We start from the raw sequence: 26,514 nt of genomic DNA on the forward strand, positions 1-26,514 counted from the left end.
AATCAACCTGGTAGTTACGTCATCTTTTATATCTTTTGTGTCAAAAGCAAAAATCTTTTATAAAACAGCCTTCATTAAAAATCAAAAATAGAATTTCCATTAGCTATATCATGATCAATCGTTGATTTTTTAAATTTATCCGGATTCGATTTTACTTCACTTTCCTGCTTGCCGATCATTGCCTTCATTTCCTCTGTAGAGATACTTTCAGTCGGACTTTTAGCTTCATTCGTAGATTCAGAAGCATCATCTTCCAACAGTAAGTCACAAAGCAGACGGACATTTTCAATATGTTTTAGCCATTTATCTTGCTTATGATTCTGCTCTTTTGCTTGGTTTAATTCACTTATCATTTTCTGAATAACCTTATCGTTTCCTACCGCCACCTGCGATCTCTCCTTCTATATGACCATATGTATCTAACACCATATTATAGCATGATTTTTTCCACGACAAATTTAAAAGTCTTGGAAATATTCCAAGACTCTCCTCTATCACACTCATTATACCTGGTGCTGGGGAGAACACTCCATACCTTCTCCCAATTCCTCCTTCGTATAACGCTCATACATCCATTTCAAGAATTCTACTTCATTGTTTTGTAGCTGCCTACCTAGATTCTCTTTTGTATCCTCACATACCTGTAAAAAGCTTATCATAGCGTTAAGATCCCCCTATATGGTATATCCTGGATTTCTATTCCCCCTATTATATCGCTATTTGTCTGAAGTTTCAATAACAAACTTGATAATAATAAGAATTTACAGAATATTATCTTCTTTGACATTTCCTTTTACAGAATATGACAAACTTAATCCCTTCTCTCTTCTTCACCCTATAAAAAAGTGAACCGCTATCGACCCGGTCCACTTTTTTACATTTACTTTTCATGTAACTTTTCTTCCAGTTCGGTAATTCGAGCTCTCAGTTCATTAATATCTTCTTTTGTCGCTAGCCCTAAATCTTTTGCTATTCCGTTTGTTTGCTCATATTGCTTGGTACTCCACTCGTCTTTTTTCATTTCACCTTTGTTGACAAAATCATTCATCACTGACTTTGCCTGATCCACGGTTAGCTCATTCTTATCAACTAACTCCTTGAGCTTGCTGTCTAGCTTTTCTTTCCCACTAACTGCAGCACCAAGTCCTAATAAAAATCCTTTTTTAAGTGTATCACCCATCATTAAACACCTCCCTTATTTGCGGATCGAATCATTCGATAATGTTTAAATAAACTAATACTCATGATAGTCGTGAATACAACAATTAGCACCAACGCAATTACGATTATATTTGTTACGTTCAGGAAATAACCTAATACAGTTAATCCTGCCCCTACTACTATTATGATAAAACTAATCACTTCTAAAAGTAAATAAAAGTGATGCTTTAGCTGGAGCTGGTGTTTTTTCTTGTCCCACTCCCTGTCCCTATCACCACTTTCCAGGTAGCTTACAACTGCATTAGGTACCGACAATAGGGGACTTGTCATGTCTTTCACTTTTTGTTTATAGATGGATTCAAAGAGATTTTTTTTGCCAAACCATTGCTTAATTTTTGGCTTCATCCATTCTTCAATATCCATATCCGGATAAAGCTTAAATAGTATGCCAATTACAATCGAGATTGCCCTTCCGAAATAGGCATAATTTGCAGGTAATTGGATGGGTTGTTCTTTAATAAAAGCACTTATTTCATTTGTAACTTTTGAAATGGTTGCTGCATCCATATCCTTTAATGATCCACTTTCATACATTTCAATTGCATCTGTTAAGGTTTTTTTTAGTTTCTCTTTATCGGCATTCGGCAGCAGGAAATTCATTTCCTCCAGCGTATCCATTACGATATCATAATCATCGATAATGAATCCTTGGACGAGCAGTTTAAAATTTTCTGTGTCCGCTTTACGCAATTCACCTACCATACCAAAATCAATAATCGAGATGGTGCCATCCGTTTGTACTAAAATATTACCACTATGTGGATCTGCATGGAAAGTACCTGGGTTCAGAAACTGATCAATATAAAAATCAAACAGCGTCTTCGTGACATCTTCTGTATTAATGTTATATTTATTCATATAATCATAATCTGTTATTTTTCCTCCATCCATCCAGTCCATGACGAGCACCTTACTTGTACATAAACGCTCGTAAAAAGTTGGAATAGCAACAGAATCATAAGCTTGATAACGTTCTTTGAAATAATTCCCATATTCTAATTCCTGTTCAAAGTCCAGTTCCCGGTCCATTACACGTATAAGTTCGTGATACAGTTCTTTCAAGTTCGCATGTTTACCTAATGAAGTGAAAACGGATAGAATCCAGAACACCATTCGTAATGCAACAAAATCTTTGCGAAAAATATCCTCGACCCTATAGCGTTGAATTTTTACAGCAACAGCAGATTTATCCTTTAACCTTGCATAATACACTTCACCAATTGAAGCAGAAGCAATGGAAGATTCACTTATGTCCAAAAGTTGCTCATCAATCTTGGTGCCCCATTCTTTCTCTAACAATGACTTGGCATAATCAAATGACATTGGTGGCACCTGGTCTACTAAACCAGACAGCTCTTTGATAAATACATCTGGCATAATATCGGTTCTTGTACTTAAAAATTGGCCAACTTTTACAAGTACGCCACCTAGCCTAATTGCTTTGATTCGATATTCTTTCGCCATCTCCATTAATAGGTTATTCCATTTTTCCTTTGTCTTCTTATCCCACACACCATGGCGAAAGTTGAAAAAGTAAATTTTTGAAATAAATGTAATAACCATCCAAACGATGACGATATAACGATAAATAAAATTATATTTCAATGAATCCTTCAATTTAACACCTCATCAACCTGTACCCTCATACAAAAGAGAGTTAAACTCATTTTACTACAATACTTTATTCAATGCGAATAAGTATTACATTTCATTCCAAATGTATAAATATACATTTTCTATTGGACTTTTATACATTTTCACTTATAATAATAAACGAACGAACTATTTTATAAGGTGGCTATCTCTTATGAGAATCAACAATTATACTGCGATGGATCATTTAAAATTTATTATACCATCCCTACTTGGTATCTTTTTATTTATGACGCCAATACAAACAGGTGATGGACTTACGATTCCAATTGCTGTATTAGCAAATTGGATACAAGATATCTTGGCGGGGCAACTATCTGCTATTATGATGATTATAATCGTTCTTACAGCTGTGATGACGATGATTGCTAGATTTATAGGACCAAACGCGTTTGCTAGAACTCCCTTTTTCCAAAGCCTTTTTTATACAAGCTGGTTTTGGACAATAACGAGAGTCCTTGCGGGTCTATTCGCTATTATGGTCTTCTTCCAATTAGGGCCAGAAGCCGTACATGGTCCAGATACAGGACAAATGCTCCTGGATGACTTGCTGCATGTATTATTTGCTGTCTTTTTATTCGCTGGACTATTTTTACCATTATTGATGAATTTTGGTTTACTAGAATTATTTGGAACGTTAATGACCAAGGTAATGAGGCCTTTGTTCAAACTACCAGGTCGTGCATCGATTGATTCCTTAGCATCTTGGATTGGGGACGGGACGATTGGGGTTCTACTGTCAAGTAAGCAATATGAAGCAGGCTATTACACGAAACGGGAAGCTGCTGTTATCGGGACAACGTTCTCCGTCGTGTCGATTACATTCAGCTTAGTTATTATTGCTGAGGTTGGACTTGAGCATATGTTTGTGCCTTTCTACTTAACTGTACTTGCGGCGGGTGGTGTAGCTGCATTTATAATGCCACGGATTCCACCATTATCTAAAAAAACGAATACGTATATTGATGACAATGCTCAAGGTATCGCAGAAGAAATTCCCAAAGAGTATAATGTGCTTACATTTGGCTATAGCAAAGCACTAGAACGCAGTAAAAAGGAAACTAGTGTTAACCGTTTTTTCAAAGAGGGCGGGAAAAATATTCTAGATATGTGGATGGGTGTAGCTCCAATTGTTATGGCGTTTGGTTTAGTGGCATTAATTGTTGCTGAAAATACACCTCTATTTCAATGGCTCGGCCTACCATTCGTACCACTACTTGAACTGATGCAGGTTCCGGAAGCAGCAGCGGCATCTGAAACGATATTAATTGGTTTTGCGGACATGTTCCTACCAGCTATTTTTGCTTCTTCTATTGAAGCAGAAATCACACGTTTCATCATTGCAGCTTTATCCGTTTCACAATTAATCTATATGTCAGAAGTCGGTGGCCTGTTATTAGGGTCGAAAGTTCCAGTATCGTTCAAAGATCTAGTTGTTATTTTCCTACTACGAACCATTATTACGTTGCCAATCATTACATTGATTGCGCATATGATATTTTAAAAAAACATGCGGCTTCTCTTATAGAGAGCCGCATGTTTTTTTATTAGGCTCTCTTCGTAAGTGTTGATTTTAAAATTCGCGAAATTTGATATAAAAGACGACGTAGTGAAAAATCTTTTGCAAACGCTAGTTGAGAGCAGGGATTCGCTACGGAAACACATTTCGCTTTCCGCGGGCGGCTGGTGAGCCTTCGACGCACAGGACGTGCTAGTGCAGGTGTTGCGACAGGACGTCGCGAACTTAACCTGCCTCGTGCTACGCACTGCGGGGTCTCACCGATGCCTTTCCTCCCGCAGGAGTCTTCATGTGTTTCCTCCGCTGATATTCCAGTTACTACCGCTAAATTGCATTAATAATCAATAGTCAAAACATCGAAATACCTCAACAGTTCGGGTGAGCAAAGGGCGGTGACTCCGGCAGGAACAAATATTTCCGTGAGGCGAGTAATTACAGCCCCAGAAGGAAGGTCGACTAATCTTTGCGAACAACGTCGACATACCCTTTGCCAGGGCAAGGCCGTGCCCGCGGAAAGCATCCGCCCAGAGCGATCCCGAACGGCGATTATAGCAAATACTTATAGCAAACAGTAGTTACGTCGTCTTTTATAGATTTTACGTCAAAAAACAGCAATTCTTTTTGGTGGGACGAATAACCGAAGTCCCAATCTATTAAATAATCAGCCTGTAACGTTTTACCTGAAATTCTGGTTTACTGTTTTGGTGATTTTTTCCGTAATTAACGATGTGTCTTTTGGTATTTCCTGATCTGCTTCTTCATATTCAGAATCTTTTTCTACTAGGTTGGAATGATAACCAAATTGATCTGCTATACCACTCATAAATTCATAGAAGCTTCGTTTCTCAGATGGGCCTACATTGAAAATGCCTATGATATCCTTTTCCAGCATTTCTACGATAACATTCGCCAAATCTTCTACATGTACAAACGTCCGAATTAAATCATCACGAAACGCAATTGGTTGTCCTGAATCTAATTGACGGAACAATTTTTCTGTGCGCTCATCCATCTTCCCAGCTTGATTCTCACCGTAAACAGGACCGACTCTGAGTATGACATAGTTTGATAGTTCATTAAGAATAAATCGCTCAGCCTTTACTTTTGCATTTGTATAGGTGCTAAATAGATGATCATTAGGTAATGTCGATAACGGATCTTCCTCCACATACGGCCCTTTGCCAGCACTATAGACGAAATCAGATGAAATATAAATCAGCTTCGTAGCTGGAGTTAAATGTGTTATTAAATGCAATAATCCCTGGTCCGTCAACACATGTTCATTTGGCCCATTCATAACGGACCAAATAACCACGTCAGGGCTTTCCTTTTTGAAAAAATCAGAGAAAGACTCCGGTTCATTTATATCCAGTTTATACAAGTTATCAAATATGGGATTGTGATCCAAATACGTTCCACTAACCTCGAAATCTTCCATACTTTCTAACGATTTATAAACGGATGTCCCTACATAACCACTTGCTCCAAATACACATACTTTCATGATTAACACCTTCCCTCGGCATATAGCCTTAAGATTATGTTACGCTGATTTCTTGCTTGTTTTCCTACTATATTCTTTTTTAATGATGGAAGCCTTTCCTTCAATAACTGGTTGCGCTATACCAACTAAAGGCTTACTGGATAAAATAAATACAATAACACCAGAAATTGCTGCAAGACCAAATACATCAAATACATGATTTACTTCAAATAGATCGGTTGCACGGAAAGCCTGAATGAAAAACCCATGTAATAAATAGATATATAGTGTTCGTGATCCAATACTCGTGAACCAACTGTTGCGCTGTGGAACCCAGGCCAAAACACTAATTACCATCAGACCCGCAATAATATAAAAAATAAGACGAGCGAATCCTCCAAATGCAGTCAAACCTAAATCACCATATGACTGAGAGCCAAGTAGCCATCCTGTGTCAATCGTTGGAAGATAGTAGATAGCTGCCGCGAGTGCTGGCATCATAATGAGTGAGCTTATCTTTACGCGTTTGCTTTTTAATCCCATCACTTGTTTTTCTGTAATAAAGTAACCAATCAGGAAAAACGGAAAAAATACAAACGTGCGTGATATACTGAATGAGTGCCCAATTCCACCAAAATAGCCTACAAGTAACCCCAATTGAATCGCAATCATAATACTCAATCCAACAGGAATTTTCTTAAACCAGTAAAGTAATATATGCCAACTAAACAAACTGATTAGAAACCATAAAGACCAATGCGGATAAAACAACCCTTGCCAACCTTCTTGACCAATCAAGAAGTAAAACCCAGAATATAGCAATTGAAATAAAATATATGGAACTACTAGTTTTTTTGCTAAATTCAGGATATAATCCTTATTCCCGAAACCTTTCGCAAAGAAACCTGCTAATAAAATAAATGCTGGCATGTGAAAGGTATAAATCCACATGTAAAGTGTATTCATCCCTCTCGACCCATCTACAAAAGGTTGAATGATGTGTCCAAAAACAACGAGGAAAATCAATAATAATCTTGCATTATCAAAAAACGGATTTCTTTTCATTTATACTCATCCCTTTTACGTTCAAATCTGTTTTCATTTTTAGAAAACAGCCATGTTCAAAAAATCATGCACTAACCATTCTAACCGTTTCCGCAAAAAAATACGTCTATTTGCGCTCAAGTTCATCGATTTGTTAGGGAACTGTAAAAGGAATGAAAAAACTTTTTAACATTGTCAGTTGACTTTCTAAAGATTGCTTTTTGGCACAATTTCTATAAAAGGCGACAACATAACTACCAGGTTGACTTCCGCTACGTACAGTAGCTTTCCGCGGGCACGGCTTTGCCCTGGCAAAGGGTATGTCGACGTTGTTCGCAAAGAACGGTTTTAGTCGACCTTCCTTAGGATAGTCCTGCGGGGTCTTCAGACTCGTGCTGGGGCTGCGCATAAATGCTCGCCCCACCGAAAACCATTGTTCCCGCAGGAGTCGACTGTACTCCGCTCCAATCAACCTTCTTAAGAGTGCAAGCATTTGTTTAAATTAATCAAACAATATATTTTTAGAAGCAGAAAAACACAACACACAGCGGAGGAAACACATGAAGACTCCTGTGGGAGGAAAGGCCTCGGTGAGACCCCACAGTGCGTTAAATGATGAAGGCCAACTAAAACCGCCCTTTGCGGGCAACGTCGGCATACCCCTTACCGGGGCAAGGAGGCTCACCAGCCGCCCACGGAAAGCGAAATGTGTTTACGTAGCGAATCCCTGCTCTCAACCAGCGTTTGCAAAGAAAATGTCACTTCGGCGTCTTTTACATCAACTGCGAAGATTTAAAAGCAACAGCACTTAAGAAAAGGGCCAAAGTGTATGACAACACATAACGAAACATGACCGACACACAGGAAGCTTATGTCGCTTTCTTTTTCTTCGTGGTTGTGGATTTTGTTTTTTTCTTTGGTTGCGTTGGCTTAGTTTTGTTTGACTTAGCTTTATCAAGCGAAGCCTCAAGCGCTCCCATTAAATCGGTAGTATTATCAGGAGTTGGCTTCTCTTTCGCAGTGGTTGTGGTCGTTGTCTCTTCGTTGTTTTTCTTGTCTTCAATTAACTCAAGCAAGGACGCGCGGTAATCGTCCGTATATTTCTCCGGATCAAATTCCGTTGTTAATTGGTCAATAAGCATTTTAGCTGTATCTAATTCTTTATCGGCTGTTGTTATCTCCTCCGGAACGTTTGGAACATCCTTTACTTTTCGGACTTCATCCGGATAATGAATTGTTTCAGCTATTAATGTATTTTCATATACACGAATGATCACTAACTGTTCCTTCGACCGAATTACCATCTTTGCCACACCGATTTTCCCAGTGTCTTTTAAGGAATTACGTAATAACCCATATGCTTTGTCTCCTCCATCGTTAGGGGATAGAAAGTAACTTTTTTCAAAGTAAATCGGATCAATCTCTTCCAACTTTACAAAATCCATAATTTCTACAGCTTTATCGGCCTGTTCTTTTTGTAGTTCTTTCAATTCCTCTTCTTCTAAAATCACAAATTGATTTTTTGCATATTCATATGCTTTAACGATCTCATCATTTTCAATTTCCCTATCACAATTCGGGCATGTCTTTTCATATTTAACTGGGGTTTCACATTCTTTATGCAATTGGCGCATTTTAACATCTTTATTTTCCGTTGCAGCATGCATTTTCACAGGAATATTTACAAGTCCGAAACTAACCGTACCCTTCCACATTGTATGCATCTTTTAACGCCTCCTTTTTTCCTATAGTTTGTCGAGGTCTTTCATTTTTTATCCTATAGACTGGTTATTTTCCATAAAATGAGCCATGTTAAATAAGGGAGGAGATGTGTGGAATGGAAGTAATGAAGCCCATTGTTAGATCGGAAACACTCGCTGGAAATGACTGGTTATATGAAGTGAAATATGACGGTTTTCGCTGTGTTTTACATTGGGAAGAAACTGGTAATATTCGCCTTATCAGCAGAAATAACAAAGATTTAACGGATCACTTTCCAGAAATTATGGAAGCCTGTGTGAAAAATGAATCGCTAGTGCATTCATCTCTTCCACTTAAGCTTGATGGAGAACTATGCGTGTTAAACAATTCCTTTCAAGCTAACTTCTCTGCTATTCAAAAGAGAGGTCGTTTGAAAAATAAAGAATCGATTCGTCGCGCTGCTAATACAAGACCTGCCAGCTTTTTGGCCTTTGATCTGCTACATTACAAAGGAACGGATTACAAAAAGGAAACCTATCAACAACGGAAATCAATGCTTGATGAATTTTTCGCTATAATAAACCTGGGGGGACGTATCGGTTTCATCGAAGCTTATGATGATGCAGAGACTTTAGGGGGAATTGTTTTTGACTTTCAGGCGGAGGGCATGATTGCTAAACGAAAAGAGAGTATTTATCATCATGGAAAAGACCACCATGACTGGTTCAAGATTAAAAACTGGCGAACGATTCACGGATTTCTCACGCACTATAATCCGGAAAATGATTATTTCACTGTTTGTATTTATGAGGGTGAACATATAAAAGTAATCGGGAAATGTAAGCATGGACTTGATTCTGAAGCCTTTCAGACGTTAAAAAAGCTTTTCACAACAAAAGGAGAGAAACAAGATGGAGGCTACACACTTCCTCCTGCAATTTGTGCTTCGATTCATACCCTAGATTTTTATAAAGCACAACTACGCGAGCCGGAATTTGTTTCCCTTTTGCCATCTGTTAGAGCTGAAGATTGTACGGTTGAACGGTTAAACATCGATATCAATATGTTTCCAAACACCGTGCAACTTTCCAATACGGAAAAACTATTTTGGCCAGATAAAGGGCTCACAAAAGGAGACTTGCTTGTTTACATACGCAGAATCGCACCCTACATGCTTCCTTTTTTAAAGGGACGCGCGTTAACCATCATCCGAGCACCTGACGGGGTGAAGGAAGAGCACTTTTTCCAAAAGCACCTCCCGGATTATGCACCTTCCTTTATCAGTCGGTTAGAAATCAATGATGAAAAGGTTATTGTATGTGAAGATTTGGATGCCCTTATCTGGTTTGCCAATCATGGTGCAGTGGAATATCATATTCCTTTTCAAACGATTGAACATGATTTTCCCAGTGAAATTGTTTTTGACTTGGATCCCCCTAATAGAGAGAACTTTGACTTAGCTATTCAAGCCGCTCGTATCATTAAAACGATGCTTGACGACTTGGAACTTGTCTCTTTTGTTAAAACATCTGGAAACAAAGGACTGCAAATCCACATTCCCATTTCTACTGGGGTCATGTCTTACGATGAAACGGCAATCTTTACGCAAGCCATTGCCCAGACCGTTGAGAATGCTTATCCAGAACATTTTACAACAGAGAGATTGAAAAAAAATCGAAATGGCCGCTTATACATCGACTACCTTCAGCACGCAAAAGACAAAACATTAATAGCACCTTATTCTCCACGAAAAACAGATGAAGGGACGATAGCTGCCCCAGTATTTTGGGAAGAAGTTGAAGAAGGATTGCGCCCTGAACAATTTACCATTGAAAATGCAGTGGAGCGTGTGCATCTATTAGGGTGCCCCTTTGCGAAATACGTTGAGGTAGGAAAAGAGCAGAAACTGGATAACGTGTTGGCACTTGTGCGGGGTTCAGACAAGGATTGAGCAGATTGATATTAAAATAGCCACTCTCATTTAGAGCAGCCATTCTACTTGATCAACTTATATAAATTGGAGCAAAACGCCTAATAAAATACCCAAGGCCAGACCGGTTAATAGGCGTTTTGTAAAGGATACTTTTTTTACCTGCATCCATATAAGCAAGCCAATAATTACTACGATTACTACGATATTTAACAACATTGAATCCACTTCTTTTCCTCCCACGTTCAAAAAGATTTATTTAATCGTTGCTTCGAGCTCTAATTCCACATTCCCTTGAATCGCTCGGGAAATCATGCAACTTTTTTCGGCTTTTTCAACTAATTTTTCTATTCTTTTACGGTCTCCTGCTGGTGCACCACCCTGAAGAATGACAGTTGGTTTATGAATGATTTTTTCATACGTGAATACTCCATTCGTGACGTCGACAATGCCTTCGGATTCTAGCGACATCTCTTTCAATGGTAATTCAGCCCGTTCGATCATAGCTGCCAATGTAATAATATAGCAAGTAGCAGCAGCTCCTAACAGCATTTCATCTGGGTTCGTACCGACGCCGGGTCCGTCCATTTCAGTTGGAATGGAGATTTTTGTTTGTAAATTGCCTGCGTCGATATAGCCCTCACTATTTCTTCCGCCTGGCCATGATGCTTTTAAATGAAAATGTTCTGTTGCCATAGAATCACCTCTAATAGAATATATGATATACCACGGTTATACAAAAAGTAAATGAATTAACTCGCCAAGAATAACACCAACAATCACAACCATCCATGCAGGTGTCTTCCAGAAGTGAAGGAGCGCGAATAAAATTGCTGCAAATCCAAAATGCGCACCACTCATAATACCACTTGTAAATACTGGATTATAAAATGCCGCAAGTAAAATACCAACCACACTTGCATTAACACCAGTTAGAATCCCTTGAAAACTAGAGCGCTTACGCAGTTCACTTAAAAACGGCAGTGCACCAACGATTAATAAAAATGATGGCAGAAAGATGCCTACTGTAGCAACAATCGCACCTATCACTCCGTTGATCATCGTTCCTAAATAAGCCGCAAATGTGAACAATGGTCCTGGAACTGCCTGTGCCATCCCGTACCCTGCCATAAATTCTCCACTCTTTATCAATCCGTTTGGCACGACTTCCTGTTCCAACAGAGGCAAGACAACATGTCCGCCACCAAAAACGATGGAACCAACACGGAAGAATATATCAAAAATGTTCAAGTATGTATTCGAAAGGGCTTGCGCTATAATTGGAAGCCCAATTAGTAATGCAACCAAAATAGACAATGAAATGATCCCTTGTTTTTTCGTAATCGAGACGGAAAAAGACTGTACATTTGGTTCTGCATTTTTTGAAAACATATAAAACCCTATAATTGCAGCACCGATAATAATTGAAATCTGTACGATGGCTGATGGAAATAAGAGCATAATTAAAGCTGCTACTAGTGCTATTGCAATCCGTGGTCGGTCTGGTGTGAGCTTTTTACCCAACCCTAATACCGCATGGGCAACAATTGCCACAGCAACGACCTTCAGACTTGCAATCCAGGTTGCATCCCCCAGTGCAAAAGACTGGTAGAGCAAAGCAAATAATACAAGAACAATTACAGATGGAATCGTAAATCCTAACCATGAGACGACACCACCCCACATTCCACCGCGCAACATCCCAATGGCAATTCCCACCTGACTGCTAGCAGGACCAGGGAGAAATTGGCAGATGGCAATTATATCTGCATAGGTTTTATCATCCAGCCATTTTCGTTTATCGACATATTCATCTTTAAAATAGCCTAAATGAGCAACAGGGCCTCCAAAAGATGTGAGACCGAGTCTTAAAGAAGTGCCTAAAATTTCTAATAAAGATCGCAATTTTCCGTGATTACCTCCTTATTTATCGTTCCTTTTACGGTATCATAGTTTTATTTCTATTACCTTACATTTACATAAATTTAACTCTTTCTTACCTACCCAAAAAGAGCCGCCCCCTTAGGAGCGACTACCTCTCTTACAACGAAGAACTTTCTTCTATTGCATTTTTATCATTAAATGTTTTTGTATCAAATCGCTTTAAAATTCGCGATGTTAATGTTCCAGAAACCATCGATCCATTGACGTTAAGCGCTGTACGACCCATGTCGATGAGTGCTTCGATGGAAATTAACAGTCCTGCTAATGCTACAGGCAAGTTCATGGATGAGAGTACGATCAAGGCAGCAAATGTTGCGCCGCCCCCAACACCTGCGACACCAAATGAACTAATACCAATAATTAATACCAATTGAACGATAAATGCTGGCGAAAGTGGATCGATACCTACGGTTGGTGCGATCATCACTGCTAACATCGCCGGATAAATTCCCGCACATCCGTTTTGACCCATCGTAGCGCCAAATGAAGCTGACATGTTTGCGACTCCCTGATCAACACCTAGCGACCTTTTCTGTGCCTGAATATTTAATGGAATTGTTCCTGCACTTGAGCGTGATGTGAAAGCAAATCCTAATACCGGCATCACTTTTTTCAAAAATGTCAGCGGATTTAAACCGAATAAACCCACAAGGATTAAATGAAGGACAAACATAATAAATAAGGCTACATAAGAAGCAATCACAAATTTACCCAGTTCCATGATTCCTGCTACATCTGTGGTTGCTACCATATTTGCCATTAAAGCCAAGACTCCGAATGGCGCCAAGCGCAAGATAAGTGTTACAATGCGCATCACGACACCATAAAAGGCATTGACAATTTTCGTAAACATTTCTGCCTGCTCCGGATTTTTCCTACGTAATCCAAGCACAGCTATCCCTACGATCATGGAAAATATCACAACTGCAATGACCGATGTCGAGCGTTCCCCTGTCATATCCAAAAATATGTTTGATGGAATGAAATTAAGGATTCGCTGTGGTGTTGATTGTTCCTCCACATCTCCTAGTGTCGTTTCAAGCATTGTAGCTCGTTCTTCTTCTGGTTGCCCTGCTTCAATTTCCTCGGCACTCAAATCAAATACTGTTGCTGTTCCAATACCGATTAAAGCCGCAACCATGGTTGTCGTAATAAGTATACCAATGATCCAAGCAGACATTTTGCCCAGTTCAGCCGTTTTCTCCAAATTAATGATAGATTGAATGATTGATACCATGACCAGTGGAATTACAATCATCATCAGCAGGCTAATGTAACCACTGCCGACAATACTATACCATTCCGTTGTTTCTGCTAACACATTTGAGTCAACACCATAGATTGCCTGTAATATACCTCCAAGTACAATTCCTAAACCCAAACCGGTGAATACGCGTTTTGTAAATGAAAAATGCTGCTTCTGCATCCAAATTAGTAGTCCAATGATTGCTAATAAAACCGCGATATTTAATAAAATATAAATGACTTCCATTTCCTCTCTCCTCCTTATCAATTGGACAGTTGTGTGCCCTTGCATATAACATTGACCCATTATATGCAAAAAATCTTTTATCGTTCATGTATATAATTCCGATAAAATTAGTATGACTAATATAAGATATAATGATTTAAGGGAAGTGTCAAGGAAATGATTTACATTAGAAATTTGGCTATACTTGATGCTTCATGGCGGGCGGATTCTATCAATTTTTTTCATAAAAATAGGCTCCATCTTGTGTAGAGCCCTTAATTCTTTATCCAATATTCGCTTGAAGTCCAATTTCCACGTTTCCTTGGATCGCCCGGGAAATCATACAGTTTTTCTCCGCTTTTTCAACGAGTTTTCCAAGTTTTTTATAATCTGCTTCTTGTGCGCCTTCTTTGAGGTTCACTGTCGGCTTATGAATGATTTTTTTATACGTAAATACACCATTCGTCACGTCCACAATGCCCTCAGACTCAAGCGCCATCTCTTTCAATGATAAATCAGCCCGTTCGATCATAGCTGCCAATGTAATAAAATAGCAAGTAGCTGCAGCTCCTAACAGCATTTCATCTGGTGCCAATCCCAGGTCCGTCCATTTCAGTTGGAATGGACATTTTTGTCTGTAAATTGCCTGCATCGATATAGCCCTCACTTGTTCTTCCGCCCGGCCATGCTACTTTTAAATGAAAATACTCTTCTGCCATAGGATATCACCTCTTGTTTATTCTAGCGTAATCGAGTGTTGGATAAAAAGGAAATGGATTATCTCGGTATGAATGAAAATGATTAACGGGGAAAAATCAGTCCTTTTTCCTCCCGTTAATCTCCCTAATTTCCACTTGCGCCTTAAAAACGACCTTCTGATTATTTTCGTTTATGCCCTCAATATGAACTAATCCTGCGTTCGTGTCTGAAATTCCATTTTTTAATATAATCGTTTCTCCTGGTAATGCCTCATGATTAAAGTTCACTTCAATGGCTTTTGTTTCATGGGTTTGATGATCTTCCAACGGGAAACAATCCAGCATGTAGTCCACATATTTTGAGTTGTTCAAATGACCATTAAAATCAATATCACTGTAGCCAATTACTTTGTGGTACGCCGTTTGCATTGATTCCAGACTCTTTAGTTTTTTTAGTTTATAATCAATGGCACGCTCTTCCATAATTGATGGATATTCGAGTGAAATATGGGAAGCCCTTTTTAATTTTCTTTCCTCTAGGTCCATAATCACCCAGACAGATACTGCTCGAATAATAGGAGCACCTTCCTGATCATGAACAATAAAATCACGCTCGAACTCCAGTTTTCCAGGTTCCTGTGGCCATGTTTCAATTGAAATTTCTTCATCCCACGCCGGCATCCGGCCGATTTCCACCCGTATCCGCATGAGAATCCAAGCAACACCATAATTTTTTGCTAAGTCATCAATACCTGCACCAAGATTCGCTGAAGAAAGACTGGCTACTTCCTGAAAATAACTGAATAATGTACTTAGTTTTAATTTCTTTTTAAAATCAACATCGCGTAAGTCAATATGATAGTTTTTCTTGTAAAGTATATCATTTTGCATGGTTATAGCTCCTCCTATTTCCATTCTATCATGCGAGATCTGTCGCTCACTACGCTAATGCTTTAATGTGGTGAGGAACAGACCCCATAGTGCTCACATTCTTACGCAAGATTTCAGTGTTTTTAATCATCTAATCATCCGTCATCGTCTTTCTAAAACAAACGTACATAAACACTGCTGCAGCAACCACCCAAATAGCAATTATCCCTAGCGGCAGCCAGGAGGTGGTATCATGTATTTCAATTCCCTGCATAATTGGGAAGGTATCAAAAATTTGAATGGCAATACTCTCTTCATCCAACCCGAGCATCCCAATCATCGGTGTAAAACCGAACAGGAACATGACCGGCATGAGGTAGACTGAAGTTGCAGCAATTGACTTTGTGAAGAGACCAATACCGATTCCAAGCAATAGAAAGAACAAAAACAGCAATAGTAATCCAAGAATGACTCTGAAGTTCAGGAATGGCTCAATATCTATAATCACTAGTGACACAATCAGGGATATGAAAGTTATAAGTCCGGTCACTAAACTTTTTCCGATAATAATATCCATCATGGATGCAGGTGACTGAATGAGTCCACGCAATGTCTTCTTTTCATTTTCTTCAGCCATCATTGTCATTATGGTGCTTGACGTTACCGCCGAATATGTTGTCCCTACAATAACATAGATAAGGAAAATAGGGATCTCTTCATTTCCTCCACCAATCCGAGTATACAGGAGTGCCAATACGATTGGAATCACTGGCATCATCAAAAGCATCATATTTTTCATAAAGTCTTTTATATCTTTTTCGAATATGGCAGATATGCGTCGAATGTGCATTATACAAGCTCCTTTCCGGTCACTTTTAAAAAGATTTGGCCAAGGGTTGGATTGTCCGTGTGCATTGCTTTCACTTTCCCGTTTGCAATTAATTCTTTGATTTGATCAGCATTTTCGGCTTCATTTTCAATAACCAATTTTTCGCCGGCGAATGTTTCCACATGAAAAGCATGGGTGGAATATTTGTAGCGAAGTGCATTTGGACTGTCCAGTTCCTGTAGTTCACCACTGTGCAAAAATGCGACGCGGTCACATAACGCAGTTGCCTCTTCCATATTATGCGTGGACAAGAAAATCGTGGTCCCGGCTTCATTGAGTTTTTGTAGCCCGCGATGGATATCTGCCATATTCCCTGGATCCAATGCAGATGTTGGTTCGTCCAGAAAGACGAGATCAGGTTTATGCATCAATGCTTTTGCTAGCAGTACGCGCTGCTTCATCCCTTTTGACAGCTTCGAAACCGTTTGGGAACTCACGTCTCGCAAATTAACCTCACGCAGTATCACATCGATTTGATTAAGTGGCGCATCATATAATTTACAAAATAATTTCAAGTTATCATAGACGGTCAGACGCTCATACAACGAACTATTATCCGATAATATCCCAATTTTGGATTTGAAATCAGACGTTCCAAATTGCTTTGAATCAACACCGAGAACTGTCACTAAACCGGCTGTTTGACCGAGTTCCCCAGTTAGGATTTTAATGGTTGTTGTTTTGCCTGATCCACTTGGTCCAAGCAGCCCGAATATTTCACCTCTATTCACGTTGAAACTGACACCTTTTATGGCCGGATTTTGGCCAAAAATTTTTCGCATTCCTGTTACTTCAATTGCATTTTCCAACCTGAAAACCTCCTTATGTGTTCTACATTCATCCTAATGAAAAATACTGCTGGTTGCAGTCATATCAGGGGGGAATGTACCATAAGGAGGTTCAAATGTACTGGATTGAAGTTTAAGAACACCTGTAAATGCCATACGGTTGCACTGCTTAAGTTAAACTGTACTTATTACAGGCTGAATTTCTCCTGGATATCCTGAATTTTGGTCCGTGACAGTGGAATTGTCGATTGTAATTTGTTGTCAATTCGAAGTGAATATGTATTTTTTGACCATGTAATGATTTCACGCACCTTTTGCAAATTCACAATATAGGATCTGTGGCAGCGGTAAAATCCATAAACTCCCAATTTCTTTTCCATTTCTCCGAGTGTGGAGTCCATCGCATAGGATTGATCATTGATGACGATCATAGCCTTTCCGTCTTGACTCTCGATATAGTCAATTTCCGGAGGGTCAAATAAAATCATTTTATCATCCACTTTTACTGGAATCTTGAATAAATTTGTGGTCATCGGTGGGGCGGAACTATCCGTGGTCGCTTGTTCTTCCCCCTCGTCGACTTCAATTTGTTGGATGCCTTTTTCCTGCAGTTTGTATGCCACCTCTCCAAGCAAGAGTGCATGTTCCATATTGGATACCAAAACAAGCACCGGGATGGAACTATCTTTGATCTTTTCAATCATACGGATAAACGTATTGGTTGTTCTGATATCAATGCCATGAATAGGCTCAAGGAATACCATTGGATAGCCGCCGCTCATATAATACCTGGCAAAATGGACCCGGCGAGCTTCAGATTCAGAGCATTTATAGACCGGGGTTTTTGCACAGGTCTGCAGTTCAAACAATACGAGAATTTCGGGAATAGGTATTTTGCAGCCAAACCATTTTTGATAAAAGATGATATTCTCTTCCACTGTCAGGCGTTCATATAAACCATCCTGCAGGTCAAAAACGGGAATCTTACCGTTATTTCGGAGGACCTTGACCAGTTCAGCCTGCATGTCCGTATCACTGTAAATGGATGTTGCATGGAAATCTTCAATGGTAAGGGAAAATGATGGGAGATGTTCACTGTCTATCATTTCATTGTCTATTATAAAATGTGCCATTAGCAAAGCTCCTGTTCAAGAAATCATTTAATCACAAATGTAGTATATCATGAAGTGGTTGGGAAGGGATTTTTAATCAGGATTAAGAGGAGCCTGTCCCCACTACACTAACTCGTTAATGTGGTGAGGGATAGGGGCTTATTATACATCTGTATTAGGTTTATTGATGCCAATGTTTTTCTTGAATAAAACGGCGACTTATCCGATGTCCGGGCAGTCATACTCGAAACGGACGACAGTCTTTCCATAATCAACAAGAAATCAGGGGAGGATAATATAGAAAAAGAACCCCCGCTATTCAGCGAAGTCAAAAGGTAAAAAATTGCTCCGCTCATCATTCAAATGAAACGGAGCAATCTTACTTTACATACTTTCTTTAACCACTTTCTTATAGTACATCAGTGATATAAGTGCGAATACTGAATATAAAATAATATATGCACCCATTACAGTCAGCATCGGTGTCCACATTTCACTGCCAAATAAAAACCATCCTGCATTAACCGCGAAATATGTGTGCAGCAGGCCGATAAGCAATGGTACACCAAATGTGACAACCATCTTGATTGTTAGACCCTTTACAATTTCTTTTTCAGAGAAACCAAGTTTCCTCAGGACATTATAGCTGCCCCTCTCGTCTTCACTTTCCCCAATCTGCTTGAAGTAGAGGATACATCCGGATGTCAGCAGGAATGCAAATCCGACAAACCCGATGACAAACATCAGCATCCCTGTGCCCTGTATCTGATTGGTATACTGATTGATTTTCGATTCGAATGCTGGATTGTTTTCTTCATCCATCATTTCGAAAATTGCCTGACTGTCTTCCCCGGTAATATCAATCGCAAAACTTTCCTGGGGCTGCGCTGTTTCTTCGTCATAGTTATGGTTGTCTTCGAGTGTGCTGTACACCTCACTGGAAACCACTGCCTGAGGGGAACCGAAACTGACATGAGATGGCAGTATAGCATCCTCACCTGCATCCACCAGCTCAAGTGTATGTTCATAATCATCATCAACCAGCGTCACAGGATGGTTAAGGTCGAAGCCAATGTATGAATCCATAAAGTTCGGAATCCCTGTAATGACCAGTTCATTTTCACCGACTTCAAATCCATCGACATTTTCTTCACTTACAATACTCAGATATAATTCAGAACTCATCCCTTCCGGCGTTTCCATATCTACCGTGATGGCCTCACCTTTCGCATCATAGGTAATCGTCGGGATATTCACTGTTTCATGTTCAATGCCATTGTCATCCAGCAGATCACTGTAGAACTGCATATCCCCTTCTTCATAAAAAATGTAATCATTTGGAACAGAAGTATCGACAGAATGTCCCACTGAGTAATAGGAGATATAGGAAAGTGACATCATCCCCATACTGAGTGCACTGATCACACTGATTAGAGTTAGTAGGAATGCATTGGACTTCATCTTGAACATGATGCTGGTGAGCGACAGTACATCATTCACATTAACGTGACCATTTTTGGATTTTCTGATCATATTCAGAACGAATGCGACAGAAAACTTAAATGTAATATAAGTACCGGCGATGGTCAGGAAAAGGACCCCAAACATCAACAGGAAGAATAAAGCCCCGAAATCAATCATGTTGGCTGACAGCCAGTAACCTGAAATGATCATCGCCAGACCCAGAATGCCAAGTATTATAGTACCTGCTCCCAACCCTCTGTAGTTTGATTCACTGGACTGGTCAAGCGTAAGCATTTTAATGAGACGTGTTCGTTTCAAAAAGATGAAGTTCTGTGCCATCAACAGCGCAAATATGAATACGAATAGTATGGCTGTCTGGATGACCGCTTCCATTGAAAAGCTCATCCCTACAGAAAGTTCTATCTGCATCATCCTGAGTAAGATCATGAGCAGGATACGAGACACTAGAAACCCAAAAGCAATACCGATGATCAGGCTGCCAAAGTAAATGACCGCATTTTCCAATATAAGTATCCTGAATATTTTCCCGCGCGTCAGCCCGATCAGCTGAAACAGTGCAAGCTCCCTGTTTCTTCTTTTCAGGAAAATTGAGTTGGCGAACATGACGAACGTAACAATGATGACAACCAACAGCACTGACCCGACGATAAATCCGGTGGTCCTCAAGTCACTGGATGTCAATTCTTTTGCAGCACTCTCATCCTGAGACATAAGTACTAATGAGAAATAGAGTACAACACCGAATACAAGGGCAAATATATACAACGTATAGTTCTTCAGGTTCTTGAAGAAGTTTTTCAGAATTATGGAATTAAGACTCAACGCCGACACCACCAAGCACACTCTGGGTATTCATGATTTCCTTGTAATAGTCTTCCTGCGAACGCTCACCTTTTCTGAGCATTGAATAGACAAGACCGTCCTTCAGGAAAATGACCCTGCCCGAATAACTCGCAGCAGTGGCGTCATGGGTCACCATCATAATTGTTGAGTTACTTTTGCTGTTCAACTGCTGCAGTTTCCTGAGCAGGTTGCTGGCGGATTTGGAATCCAGCGCCCCTGTCGGCTCATCGGCAAATATGATTTTCGGCTGATGGATGAATGCTCGTGCGGCACTTGTACGTTGCTGCTGCCCGCCGGAAATTTCACTCGGATATTTACCCTTTAATTCGTAGATTCCAAGCTCGCCTGCAACGAGTTCAAATTGTTTTTCAACATCCGCCTTCTTCATATTTCTGATTGAAAGCGGCAGTAATATATTTTCTTTTACAGTCAACGTGTCGAGCAGATTATATTCTTGGAACATAAAACCGAGATCATTCTTCCTGAAATCGGCAAGCTTTTTATCTTTTAGATTTGTAATATCCTGTCCTTCCATAAAAATATGACCGCTTGTCACTCTGTCGATGGAGCTCAGCACATTCAGCAATGTCGTTTTCCCTGAACCGGATGCGCCCATAATCGAAACGAATTCTCCCTGTTCAATATTGAGATCAATTCCTTTTAATACTTCAGTTCTGTTCAGTCTGTTGCCATATGATTTTTTAATATCTTTTGCTTCAAGAATCATAACGATACCTCCGTTGTTGTTATATCCTTATCTTACGCCTTTGCTTCTTCTGTTTCGTTTGATTCTTGTGACATATGCACAAGACCATGTGACATTTTTGTCACATGGTCTTCATCTCCTGAAATTCATTCTTTTTAGGGAATGTAAGAATTATTGTGGTCCCCTCCCCATATCGGGATTTAACACCTATCACGATGTCCATTGCATCCGCCACTTCTTTCGTAAGATACATCCCCATACCCGTTGCTTCCCTGTCTCCATGGTCACTGGTGGAAGTAAAACCTGCTTCAAATATCCTTGGAACATCTTCAGCTCTGATCCCTCTTCCGGCGTCTGATATTTCAAGCTCCAGCCATCCTTCCCTCAAATAGCTGGATATTGTAATGTCGCTGTCCCCAGAGTATTTGACGCTGTTGCCAATGATCTGATCCACCATAAAGGAGAACCACTTCAAATCTGTCTCTATATGGGTGACATGCAGATCCATATCGAACCCTACCCCTTTTTCAATACAGATTGCCCTCAATTTTCTGATAGTATTTGAAATGACATTTTCAATCTCAACACTTTCAATATATAGATCGTTGCTGATGTTCGTGAGTCTTTTCTCATAAAGCATTTCATTCAGCGCGGCATCCAGCCTAAGCCATTCCTCTTCCATCCCTGACCTTTCCTTTTTATCCAGATCATCTATCTTCAATTTCATCGTGGTCATCGGCATTTTCATATCGTGTATCCATCTTGTCAGTTCATCCAGATTTTCTTCTGTCTTTTTGGATTCACTTTCCAGCATGTCATTGTGATATTTCTTCATAACTGATAGTTGAGCATCCAGCCTTTTCTGATAAGGAGTCGCAGGAGCCGGCAGACTGTCCGTTTCATCAATTCTTTCAATATTCATTAACTCTCGTCTGTAGTTTCTGCCCCTGAAAAAATCCCACATAAGGAATAAAGACAAAATAACCGTATTGATGATAAAGATATATATCACGGAGAGGATCGGGATTTCGGTATCCAAAATCCCAAGTAACAGGATTGAAAGATTAAACACGATAAAAAGGATCATCCATGGCAACGTTTGTCTGATATACATGAACCTCACTCCTTAAGCATATAACCGAGGCCTGTTTTGGTAATGATTGCATCTTTCAGGTCTATACCTTCAAGCTTTTTCCTGATCCTGGTCACATTCACAGTCAATGTGTTGTCGCTAATGAATCTGGAATCATCCCACAGTTGTTCAATGAGCGCTTCCCTCGTTACTGCCTGATTAATATTATGGATCAGGACAGATAATATGAATGATTCATTTTTGGTCAGATGAATTTCGTCGTCATTTCTCATGACGGTCAGCTTTTTAAAGTCAAACACTGCATCCCTGAATCTGACAACGTCAATATCCTGATTCTGATACTGATAGACACGTCTCAGCAATGCCTGCACTTTCGCAACGAGCACATCAAAATTAAAGGGTTTCTGAATATAATCGTCACTGCCCATCTGCATACTCATCACCATATCTGTCGGATGGTTCCTGGATGACAGAAAGATGATCGGGAGGCTTGAAATATCCCGGATACGTCGACACCAGTAAAAACCATCGTATTTGGGCAACGTAATATCGATAATGACCAAATCCGGTTCAATATTGATAAAATCATTTAATATATTTCCAAAGTCAGTGACCCCGTGCACACTGTAATCCCATTCTTCCAGCCTTGCCTTAAGCTCATTAAAAAGTGGCATATCATCTTCGATTATAAAAATTTTTGACATATTCCACCGTCCAGTCTTTATGTATAAAAATATCCTGTTCCCATTATAAAGGAAACTAGATATTTTGTATGCTTTCACAAAATTTAATTCATAAAATCCATTTGGGTCTGCCGTTTGCAGCAAACATGCTGTCCATCTGTAGCTTTAAAATAAAGATTGATCAAAACGGATTCTCCATTCGTGAAATCATATAAAATTTTATAAAATAATTTGATCATTTTCTACTGTTAATTTCTAACCATCGTGCTCATTTCTCAAAGATTATTTAATAAGCTAGATCTTAAACAGAACGAAACTAAATTATTTTTTATGTTAACAATTCAATCCTTTTATAAAGACTTCCAGAATCATTTCCTAACTGCTTAGGATTGCATAAGCATTACTTTTAATACTAAAACATCCTTATAATTAGGACATGGTAGTCTTTAACCAACTACATCTAATTATAAGGACTGTCTTGAATTGGTTTTATAGCAGTTTTCATACTGTCTTAGTTGTTTTCAGGTAGTATAAGTGATTACCCATTTATTGCCTATCCAATATCTCTTTCAACACTCTTGCCTGATTATGCTCCTCATCCTTTGCAGCAAATAACAAGGTAACATTTTTATCATGTTCTTTTGTAATTTCTTTAAGTTTCGCCAATTCTTCCTGCTGTTCGCCGTTTTCTAGCTCTTCCTTGTATCTTTTTTTAAACTCCTCATATTTATCCGGATCATGACCAAACCATTTTCGCAGGTCATTGGATGGTCCGGCTTCTTTCATCCAATGATCCAATTTTGCATCCTCTTTTGACACGCTTTCTAGGCCACACACGATCAACCAATACGCGTACACCATCATTGTCCCTAGCTTCTTTTTCATAAATTCTTTTTATTTCTACTGGCATTTGAAATTCCTCCCTCTTATACAGTACCCAATACAGGAACAAAAGCGTAAGCGCCCATTTAGCAACGTACAAACTGCGCCCGCACATCGCGGGTGGTTCAACGTTGCCACGCAAAGTGGCGGTTTTAGTTGAACTTCCACTGCCACAATGAGATAAAGGAAACATGCCCCATCATAGGGGTATGCCGACGTTGGGCGCAAAGCCCGGTTTTAGTCGGCCTTCCTTAAGCCTAGTGAGTCGATGTTGACTTTCACCACAAGGGTATAAGTGCGACTAAGCCTCTGGCAGAGCCAATCGGCAAGTCTTCTTTATCGTAGTGGAGGAGTGTGAAGTTTGATAGTTGCTGGGCGCTGGAGCTGGACGTGGCTTTTCCAGTATATAAATTATCCACAGCATTTAAATTCTATAATTTCCTATGCGAAAAAAAGTAAGCAACCAACGCTTTTTTCATGCGATGATTGCTTAAAGGGGTTAGATATCTACAGCTTTTCAATCTTCTCGGCAAGACTGAAATCTTTGTTGGTGATGCCGTCTTCATCGTGCGTACGAACTGACAAGGTTACCTTATTGTACTGGATGACAATATCAGGGTGGTGGTCAGCTTCCTCCGCCAACTCACCCACGTTGTTTACAAACGTCAGCGATGCTTTAAAATCGGCAAGTTTATACGTTTTAGTCAGATAATCGTTCCTGTACTCCCAGCCGAGCACTTGATTGAGGTTTGTTTGAATTTGCTTTTCATTCAATACCATGCTTATACCTCCTTATAGTTCAGACTTCCCCCAAACCTCCATAGCTTAAACCGCATTTTATGAAACCGAAATTACTCGTTAGATTCCAAGGATCGGGTTATTTTTTAATAGTAAACGAGGCATTGTCTTTTCCTGTAACGGCTACAATTATGACCATTTATGATCATTCTAAATGATGGATTAAAATCGGGTTAAAGAAACGAAAAGGACAAAATAACATTAGCATCTTCGTTAATAATACTAATGTTAAATACATACAATTTATAAATGATATAAAAGTTTCGGTATAATAATTTATTATTTTAACTATTTTGCACTCGAATATTTTTGTGATAATATTATTTTCAAAAGTAAAAGGAGTAATTATCAACAATAATAAAAGTTATACAGTCTTGGTAACCTATCATTGGGATCAACCTTCCTTCCATATCCTCATAGGATTCCCACTTATGCGCAGCCACAAAAACTTTCATTAATGCATCTACAGAAAGCTTGTCATACTCATAGTTTAAGAGTGGACATGAAAACATTTGTGTAGGTAAAACGGAAAGCATTGACTGATTAACTGTTTATGACCTAGACTTTTATTTTGAAAATAAAAGCTCCTTTGTAGAAGTTTTGAGAACAAGTAGTATGGTCACACTTTTAATAGGAGAATTTTTTAATTATTGTAAACTTATAACACCTTAAAACTACTATTTGAAAATTTTTATTACACATGCGCAAGACCAACAGGCTACCCCCTCCGCTACGCTAATGTAGTGAGGGACAGACCTGGACAGATCCCATTATGTTCATGATTTATCTTTACCTGCTTTCAGACCTGAAGCAAACCACCCCACAACAGCTATTCCAATCAATACGCCATAGAAGAAAACTTTCCACCAGGTTGATTCAGGGAAGTCATGCGGGATCCACAGAACATCTGGATGCGCAAGCACGATTACGGTCAGCTTCACACCGACCCACCCTACAATTGCAAAGGCCGCAATCTCAAGTCCTGGACGTTTATAAAGCAGTTCAACAAATAGATTAGCTGCAAACCGCATAATAATTAGTCCAATCATTCCGCCTGCAAATACAACAGCAAACTGTCCTGTATCCAAACTTCCTATCGTTCCAAGGCCTGTCGGTGGAAGAGCTACAGCTAAAGCTACTGCAGCAAGAATAGAGTCCACTGCGAATGCCAAGTCGGCAAATTCCACTTTAACAACCGTCATCCAAAAACCACTACCAGCCTTTTCTTTTCGCTGATCCTCCTCTGAATCTACTTTAGGCTTAGGCTTAAATTTATCATATAAATTTTTAAACGAAATAAACAATAGATACGCTGCTCCCAAAGCTTGAACTTGCCATACATCAACAAGAAACGAGATGATAAATAAGGAACCGAGTCGCAGAACGAATGCTCCCGCCAATCCATAAAATAAAGCGCGCTTTCGTTGTTTTTCTGGAAGATGTTTAACCATGATTGCTAAAACCAATGCATTATCTGCTGCCAACAGCCCTTCAATACCGACTAAAATGACCAAGACCCATAAGTACTCTATCAATAACTCTACTTCCATGTTTATTCTCCTTATAAAAAAATGGTCCTACCAACCGATAAGAACCATCTTAGAAAACTTGGTTGTCACCAAGCCTTTAGGTGACAACCCTAGTTGCACTTATGCAGTAAGAAAGTTTTTATACTTTCTTAACTGCAAAAAAAGACCCTTA

Annotated in this window: 23 protein-coding genes and 2 pseudogenes; 2 read left to right on the forward strand and 23 right to left on the reverse strand. The window is 39.4% G+C overall.

Translation table 11 applies throughout. The features are described 5' to 3' along the window. Window positions 1-74: 74 nt before the first annotated feature. The 4 genes from OLD84_RS17405 to OLD84_RS17420 all read right to left on the reverse strand — a co-directional run bounded on the left by OLD84_RS17405 (window position 75) and on the right by OLD84_RS17420 (window position 2,838). On the reverse strand, window positions 75-386 hold the full coding sequence (locus OLD84_RS17405; RefSeq protein ID WP_209462985.1) for a DUF5327 family protein: 312 nt from the start codon (window positions 384-386) through the stop codon (window positions 75-77). A 117-nt stretch (window positions 387-503) separates the two neighbouring features. Further along, entirely contained in the window at window positions 504-659 is a 156-nt protein-coding gene (locus OLD84_RS17410; RefSeq protein ID WP_209462984.1) for a hypothetical protein, read from the reverse strand. A gap of 221 nt (window positions 660-880) precedes the next feature. Continuing rightward, window positions 881-1,183: a phasin family protein gene (locus OLD84_RS17415; RefSeq protein ID WP_245301545.1), complete on the reverse strand. Its 303-nt coding sequence runs from the start codon at window positions 1,181-1,183 to the stop codon at window positions 881-883. Continuing rightward, window positions 1,183-2,838 carry an ABC1 kinase family protein gene (locus tag OLD84_RS17420; RefSeq protein WP_245301544.1) on the reverse strand — a complete coding sequence of 552 codons (1,656 nt, stop codon included), beginning with the start codon at window positions 2,836-2,838 and terminating at the stop codon, window positions 1,183-1,185. Before OLD84_RS17420 ends, OLD84_RS17415 begins: the two co-directional genes overlap by 1 nt. 190 nt (window positions 2,839-3,028) lie before the next feature. On the opposite strand from OLD84_RS17420, the gene OLD84_RS17425 reads away from it, so the two are divergent. Beyond that, the gene (locus tag OLD84_RS17425; protein ID WP_209462983.1) at window positions 3,029-4,378 is read left to right on the forward strand and encodes a YjiH family protein; all 1,350 of its coding nucleotides are present in this window, start codon (window positions 3,029-3,031) and stop codon (window positions 4,376-4,378) included. A gap of 691 nt (window positions 4,379-5,069) precedes the next feature. Here OLD84_RS17425 and OLD84_RS17430 read toward each other — a convergent pair. The 3 genes from OLD84_RS17430 to ku all read right to left on the reverse strand — a co-directional run bounded on the left by OLD84_RS17430 (window position 5,070) and on the right by ku (window position 8,644). Next, the gene (locus OLD84_RS17430) at window positions 5,070-5,897 is read right to left on the reverse strand and encodes a sugar nucleotide-binding protein (RefSeq protein ID WP_209462982.1); all 828 of its coding nucleotides are present in this window, start codon (window positions 5,895-5,897) and stop codon (window positions 5,070-5,072) included. Between the two features lie 39 nt (window positions 5,898-5,936). After that, window positions 5,937-6,941 (reverse strand): acyltransferase family protein, encoded by a 1,005-nt coding sequence (locus tag OLD84_RS17435; RefSeq protein ID WP_209462981.1) that lies wholly within the window; start codon window positions 6,939-6,941, stop codon window positions 5,937-5,939. A gap of 848 nt (window positions 6,942-7,789) precedes the next feature. Continuing rightward, window positions 7,790-8,644 carry a non-homologous end joining protein Ku gene (ku, locus tag OLD84_RS17440; RefSeq protein WP_209462980.1) on the reverse strand — a complete coding sequence of 285 codons (855 nt, stop codon included), beginning with the start codon at window positions 8,642-8,644 and terminating at the stop codon, window positions 7,790-7,792. A 113-nt stretch (window positions 8,645-8,757) separates the two neighbouring features. On the opposite strand from ku, the gene OLD84_RS17445 reads away from it, so the two are divergent. Further along, window positions 8,758-10,572, forward strand: coding sequence for a DNA ligase D (locus OLD84_RS17445; protein ID WP_209462979.1), 1,815 nt, complete (start codon window positions 8,758-8,760; stop codon window positions 10,570-10,572). Window positions 10,573-10,629: 57 nt separating this feature from the next. Here OLD84_RS17445 and OLD84_RS17450 read toward each other — a convergent pair whose 3' ends face one another. From OLD84_RS17450 to OLD84_RS17525, 16 genes and pseudogenes are all read right to left on the reverse strand, one after another. Next, window positions 10,630-10,779 carry a hypothetical protein gene (locus tag OLD84_RS17450; RefSeq protein WP_209462978.1) on the reverse strand — a complete coding sequence of 50 codons (150 nt, stop codon included), beginning with the start codon at window positions 10,777-10,779 and terminating at the stop codon, window positions 10,630-10,632. A gap of 27 nt (window positions 10,780-10,806) precedes the next feature. Beyond that, window positions 10,807-11,247: an OsmC family protein gene (locus tag OLD84_RS17455; RefSeq protein ID WP_209462977.1), complete on the reverse strand. Its 441-nt coding sequence runs from the start codon at window positions 11,245-11,247 to the stop codon at window positions 10,807-10,809. A 36-nt stretch (window positions 11,248-11,283) separates the two neighbouring features. Next, window positions 11,284-12,456, reverse strand: a complete 1,173-nt coding sequence (chrA, locus tag OLD84_RS17460; RefSeq protein WP_209462976.1) for a chromate efflux transporter — start codon at window positions 12,454-12,456, stop codon at window positions 11,284-11,286. 136 nt (window positions 12,457-12,592) lie between these two features. Beyond that, window positions 12,593-13,987, reverse strand: coding sequence for an L-cystine transporter (locus OLD84_RS17465; RefSeq protein WP_209462975.1), 1,395 nt, complete (start codon window positions 13,985-13,987; stop codon window positions 12,593-12,595). A gap of 262 nt (window positions 13,988-14,249) precedes the next feature. Continuing rightward, window positions 14,250-14,685, reverse strand: a pseudogene (locus tag OLD84_RS17470) (OsmC family protein). Window positions 14,686-14,781: 96 nt separating this feature from the next. Beyond that, window positions 14,782-15,555, reverse strand: a complete 774-nt coding sequence (locus tag OLD84_RS17475; RefSeq protein WP_209462974.1) for an acyl-[acyl-carrier-protein] thioesterase — start codon at window positions 15,553-15,555, stop codon at window positions 14,782-14,784. A 130-nt stretch (window positions 15,556-15,685) separates the two neighbouring features. Then, the gene (locus tag OLD84_RS17480) at window positions 15,686-16,384 is read right to left on the reverse strand and encodes an ABC transporter permease (RefSeq protein ID WP_209462973.1); all 699 of its coding nucleotides are present in this window, start codon (window positions 16,382-16,384) and stop codon (window positions 15,686-15,688) included. Next, entirely contained in the window at window positions 16,384-17,232 is an 849-nt protein-coding gene (locus tag OLD84_RS17485; protein ID WP_209462972.1) for an ABC transporter ATP-binding protein, read from the reverse strand. The genes OLD84_RS17480 and OLD84_RS17485 overlap by 1 nt, the downstream gene beginning before the upstream one ends. Window positions 17,233-17,399: 167 nt before the next feature. Continuing rightward, entirely contained in the window at window positions 17,400-18,344 is a 945-nt protein-coding gene (locus tag OLD84_RS17490; RefSeq protein ID WP_209462971.1) for a response regulator transcription factor, read from the reverse strand. A gap of 363 nt (window positions 18,345-18,707) precedes the next feature. Beyond that, complete coding sequence (locus OLD84_RS17495) at window positions 18,708-20,630, reverse strand: FtsX-like permease family protein (protein WP_209462970.1); 1,923 nt, start codon at window positions 20,628-20,630, stop codon at window positions 18,708-18,710. Beyond that, window positions 20,620-21,378 (reverse strand): ABC transporter ATP-binding protein, encoded by a 759-nt coding sequence (locus OLD84_RS17500; protein WP_209462969.1) that lies wholly within the window; start codon window positions 21,376-21,378, stop codon window positions 20,620-20,622. Before OLD84_RS17500 ends, OLD84_RS17495 begins: the two co-directional genes overlap by 11 nt. A gap of 100 nt (window positions 21,379-21,478) precedes the next feature. Further along, window positions 21,479-22,471, reverse strand: coding sequence for a sensor histidine kinase (locus OLD84_RS17505; RefSeq protein ID WP_209462968.1), 993 nt, complete (start codon window positions 22,469-22,471; stop codon window positions 21,479-21,481). Window positions 22,472-22,476: 5 nt separating this feature from the next. Continuing rightward, window positions 22,477-23,154 carry a response regulator transcription factor gene (locus OLD84_RS17510; protein ID WP_209462967.1) on the reverse strand — a complete coding sequence of 226 codons (678 nt, stop codon included), beginning with the start codon at window positions 23,152-23,154 and terminating at the stop codon, window positions 22,477-22,479. A 525-nt stretch (window positions 23,155-23,679) separates the two neighbouring features. After that, window positions 23,680-24,208 (reverse strand): annotated as a pseudogene (locus tag OLD84_RS19540) (DUF488 domain-containing protein). Window positions 24,209-24,522: 314 nt separating this feature from the next. Further along, the gene (locus OLD84_RS17520) at window positions 24,523-24,795 is read right to left on the reverse strand and encodes a 4a-hydroxytetrahydrobiopterin dehydratase (RefSeq protein WP_209462966.1); all 273 of its coding nucleotides are present in this window, start codon (window positions 24,793-24,795) and stop codon (window positions 24,523-24,525) included. Between the two features lie 794 nt (window positions 24,796-25,589). Next, the gene (locus tag OLD84_RS17525; protein WP_209462965.1) at window positions 25,590-26,363 is read right to left on the reverse strand and encodes a TerC family protein; all 774 of its coding nucleotides are present in this window, start codon (window positions 26,361-26,363) and stop codon (window positions 25,590-25,592) included. Window positions 26,364-26,514 lie beyond the last annotated feature (151 nt).

This window comes from Virgibacillus natechei (assembly GCF_026013645.1).
Classification (GTDB): Bacteria; Bacillota; Bacilli; order Bacillales; family Amphibacillaceae; genus Virgibacillus_L; species Virgibacillus_L natechei.

Bases quoted from the DNA above. Each gene is read 5' to 3' on its own strand.
- OLD84_RS17410 (WP_209462984.1), bottom strand. From the start codon at position 659: ATGATAAGCTTTTTACAGGTATGTGAGGATACAAAAGAGAATCTAGGT.
- OLD84_RS17415 (WP_245301545.1), bottom strand. From the start codon at position 1,183: ATGATGGGTGATACACTTAAAAAAGGATTTTTATTAGGACTTGGTGCT.
- OLD84_RS17425 (WP_209462983.1), top strand. From the start codon at position 3,029: ATGAGAATCAACAATTATACTGCGATGGATCATTTAAAATTTATTATA.
- OLD84_RS17430 (WP_209462982.1), bottom strand. From the start codon at position 5,897: ATGAAAGTATGTGTATTTGGAGCAAGTGGTTATGTAGGGACATCCGTT.
- OLD84_RS17435 (WP_209462981.1), bottom strand. From the start codon at position 6,941: ATGAAAAGAAATCCGTTTTTTGATAATGCAAGATTATTATTGATTTTC.
- ku (WP_209462980.1), bottom strand. From the start codon at position 8,644: ATGCATACAATGTGGAAGGGTACGGTTAGTTTCGGACTTGTAAATATT.
- OLD84_RS17445 (WP_209462979.1), top strand. From the start codon at position 8,758: ATGGAAGTAATGAAGCCCATTGTTAGATCGGAAACACTCGCTGGAAAT.
- OLD84_RS17455 (WP_209462977.1), bottom strand. From the start codon at position 11,247: ATGGCAACAGAACATTTTCATTTAAAAGCATCATGGCCAGGCGGAAGA.
- OLD84_RS17465 (WP_209462975.1), bottom strand. From the start codon at position 13,987: ATGGAAGTCATTTATATTTTATTAAATATCGCGGTTTTATTAGCAATC.
- OLD84_RS17475 (WP_209462974.1), bottom strand. From the start codon at position 15,555: ATGCAAAATGATATACTTTACAAGAAAAACTATCATATTGACTTACGC.
- OLD84_RS17480 (WP_209462973.1), bottom strand. From the start codon at position 16,384: ATGCACATTCGACGCATATCTGCCATATTCGAAAAAGATATAAAAGAC.
- OLD84_RS17490 (WP_209462971.1), bottom strand. From the start codon at position 18,344: ATGGCACATTTTATAATAGACAATGAAATGATAGACAGTGAACATCTC.
- OLD84_RS17500 (WP_209462969.1), bottom strand. From the start codon at position 21,378: ATGATTCTTGAAGCAAAAGATATTAAAAAATCATATGGCAACAGACTG.
- OLD84_RS17505 (WP_209462968.1), bottom strand. From the start codon at position 22,471: ATGTATATCAGACAAACGTTGCCATGGATGATCCTTTTTATCGTGTTT.
- OLD84_RS17510 (WP_209462967.1), bottom strand. From the start codon at position 23,154: ATGTCAAAAATTTTTATAATCGAAGATGATATGCCACTTTTTAATGAG.
- OLD84_RS17520 (WP_209462966.1), bottom strand. From the start codon at position 24,795: ATGGTATTGAATGAAAAGCAAATTCAAACAAACCTCAATCAAGTGCTC.
- OLD84_RS17525 (WP_209462965.1), bottom strand. From the start codon at position 26,363: ATGGAAGTAGAGTTATTGATAGAGTACTTATGGGTCTTGGTCATTTTA.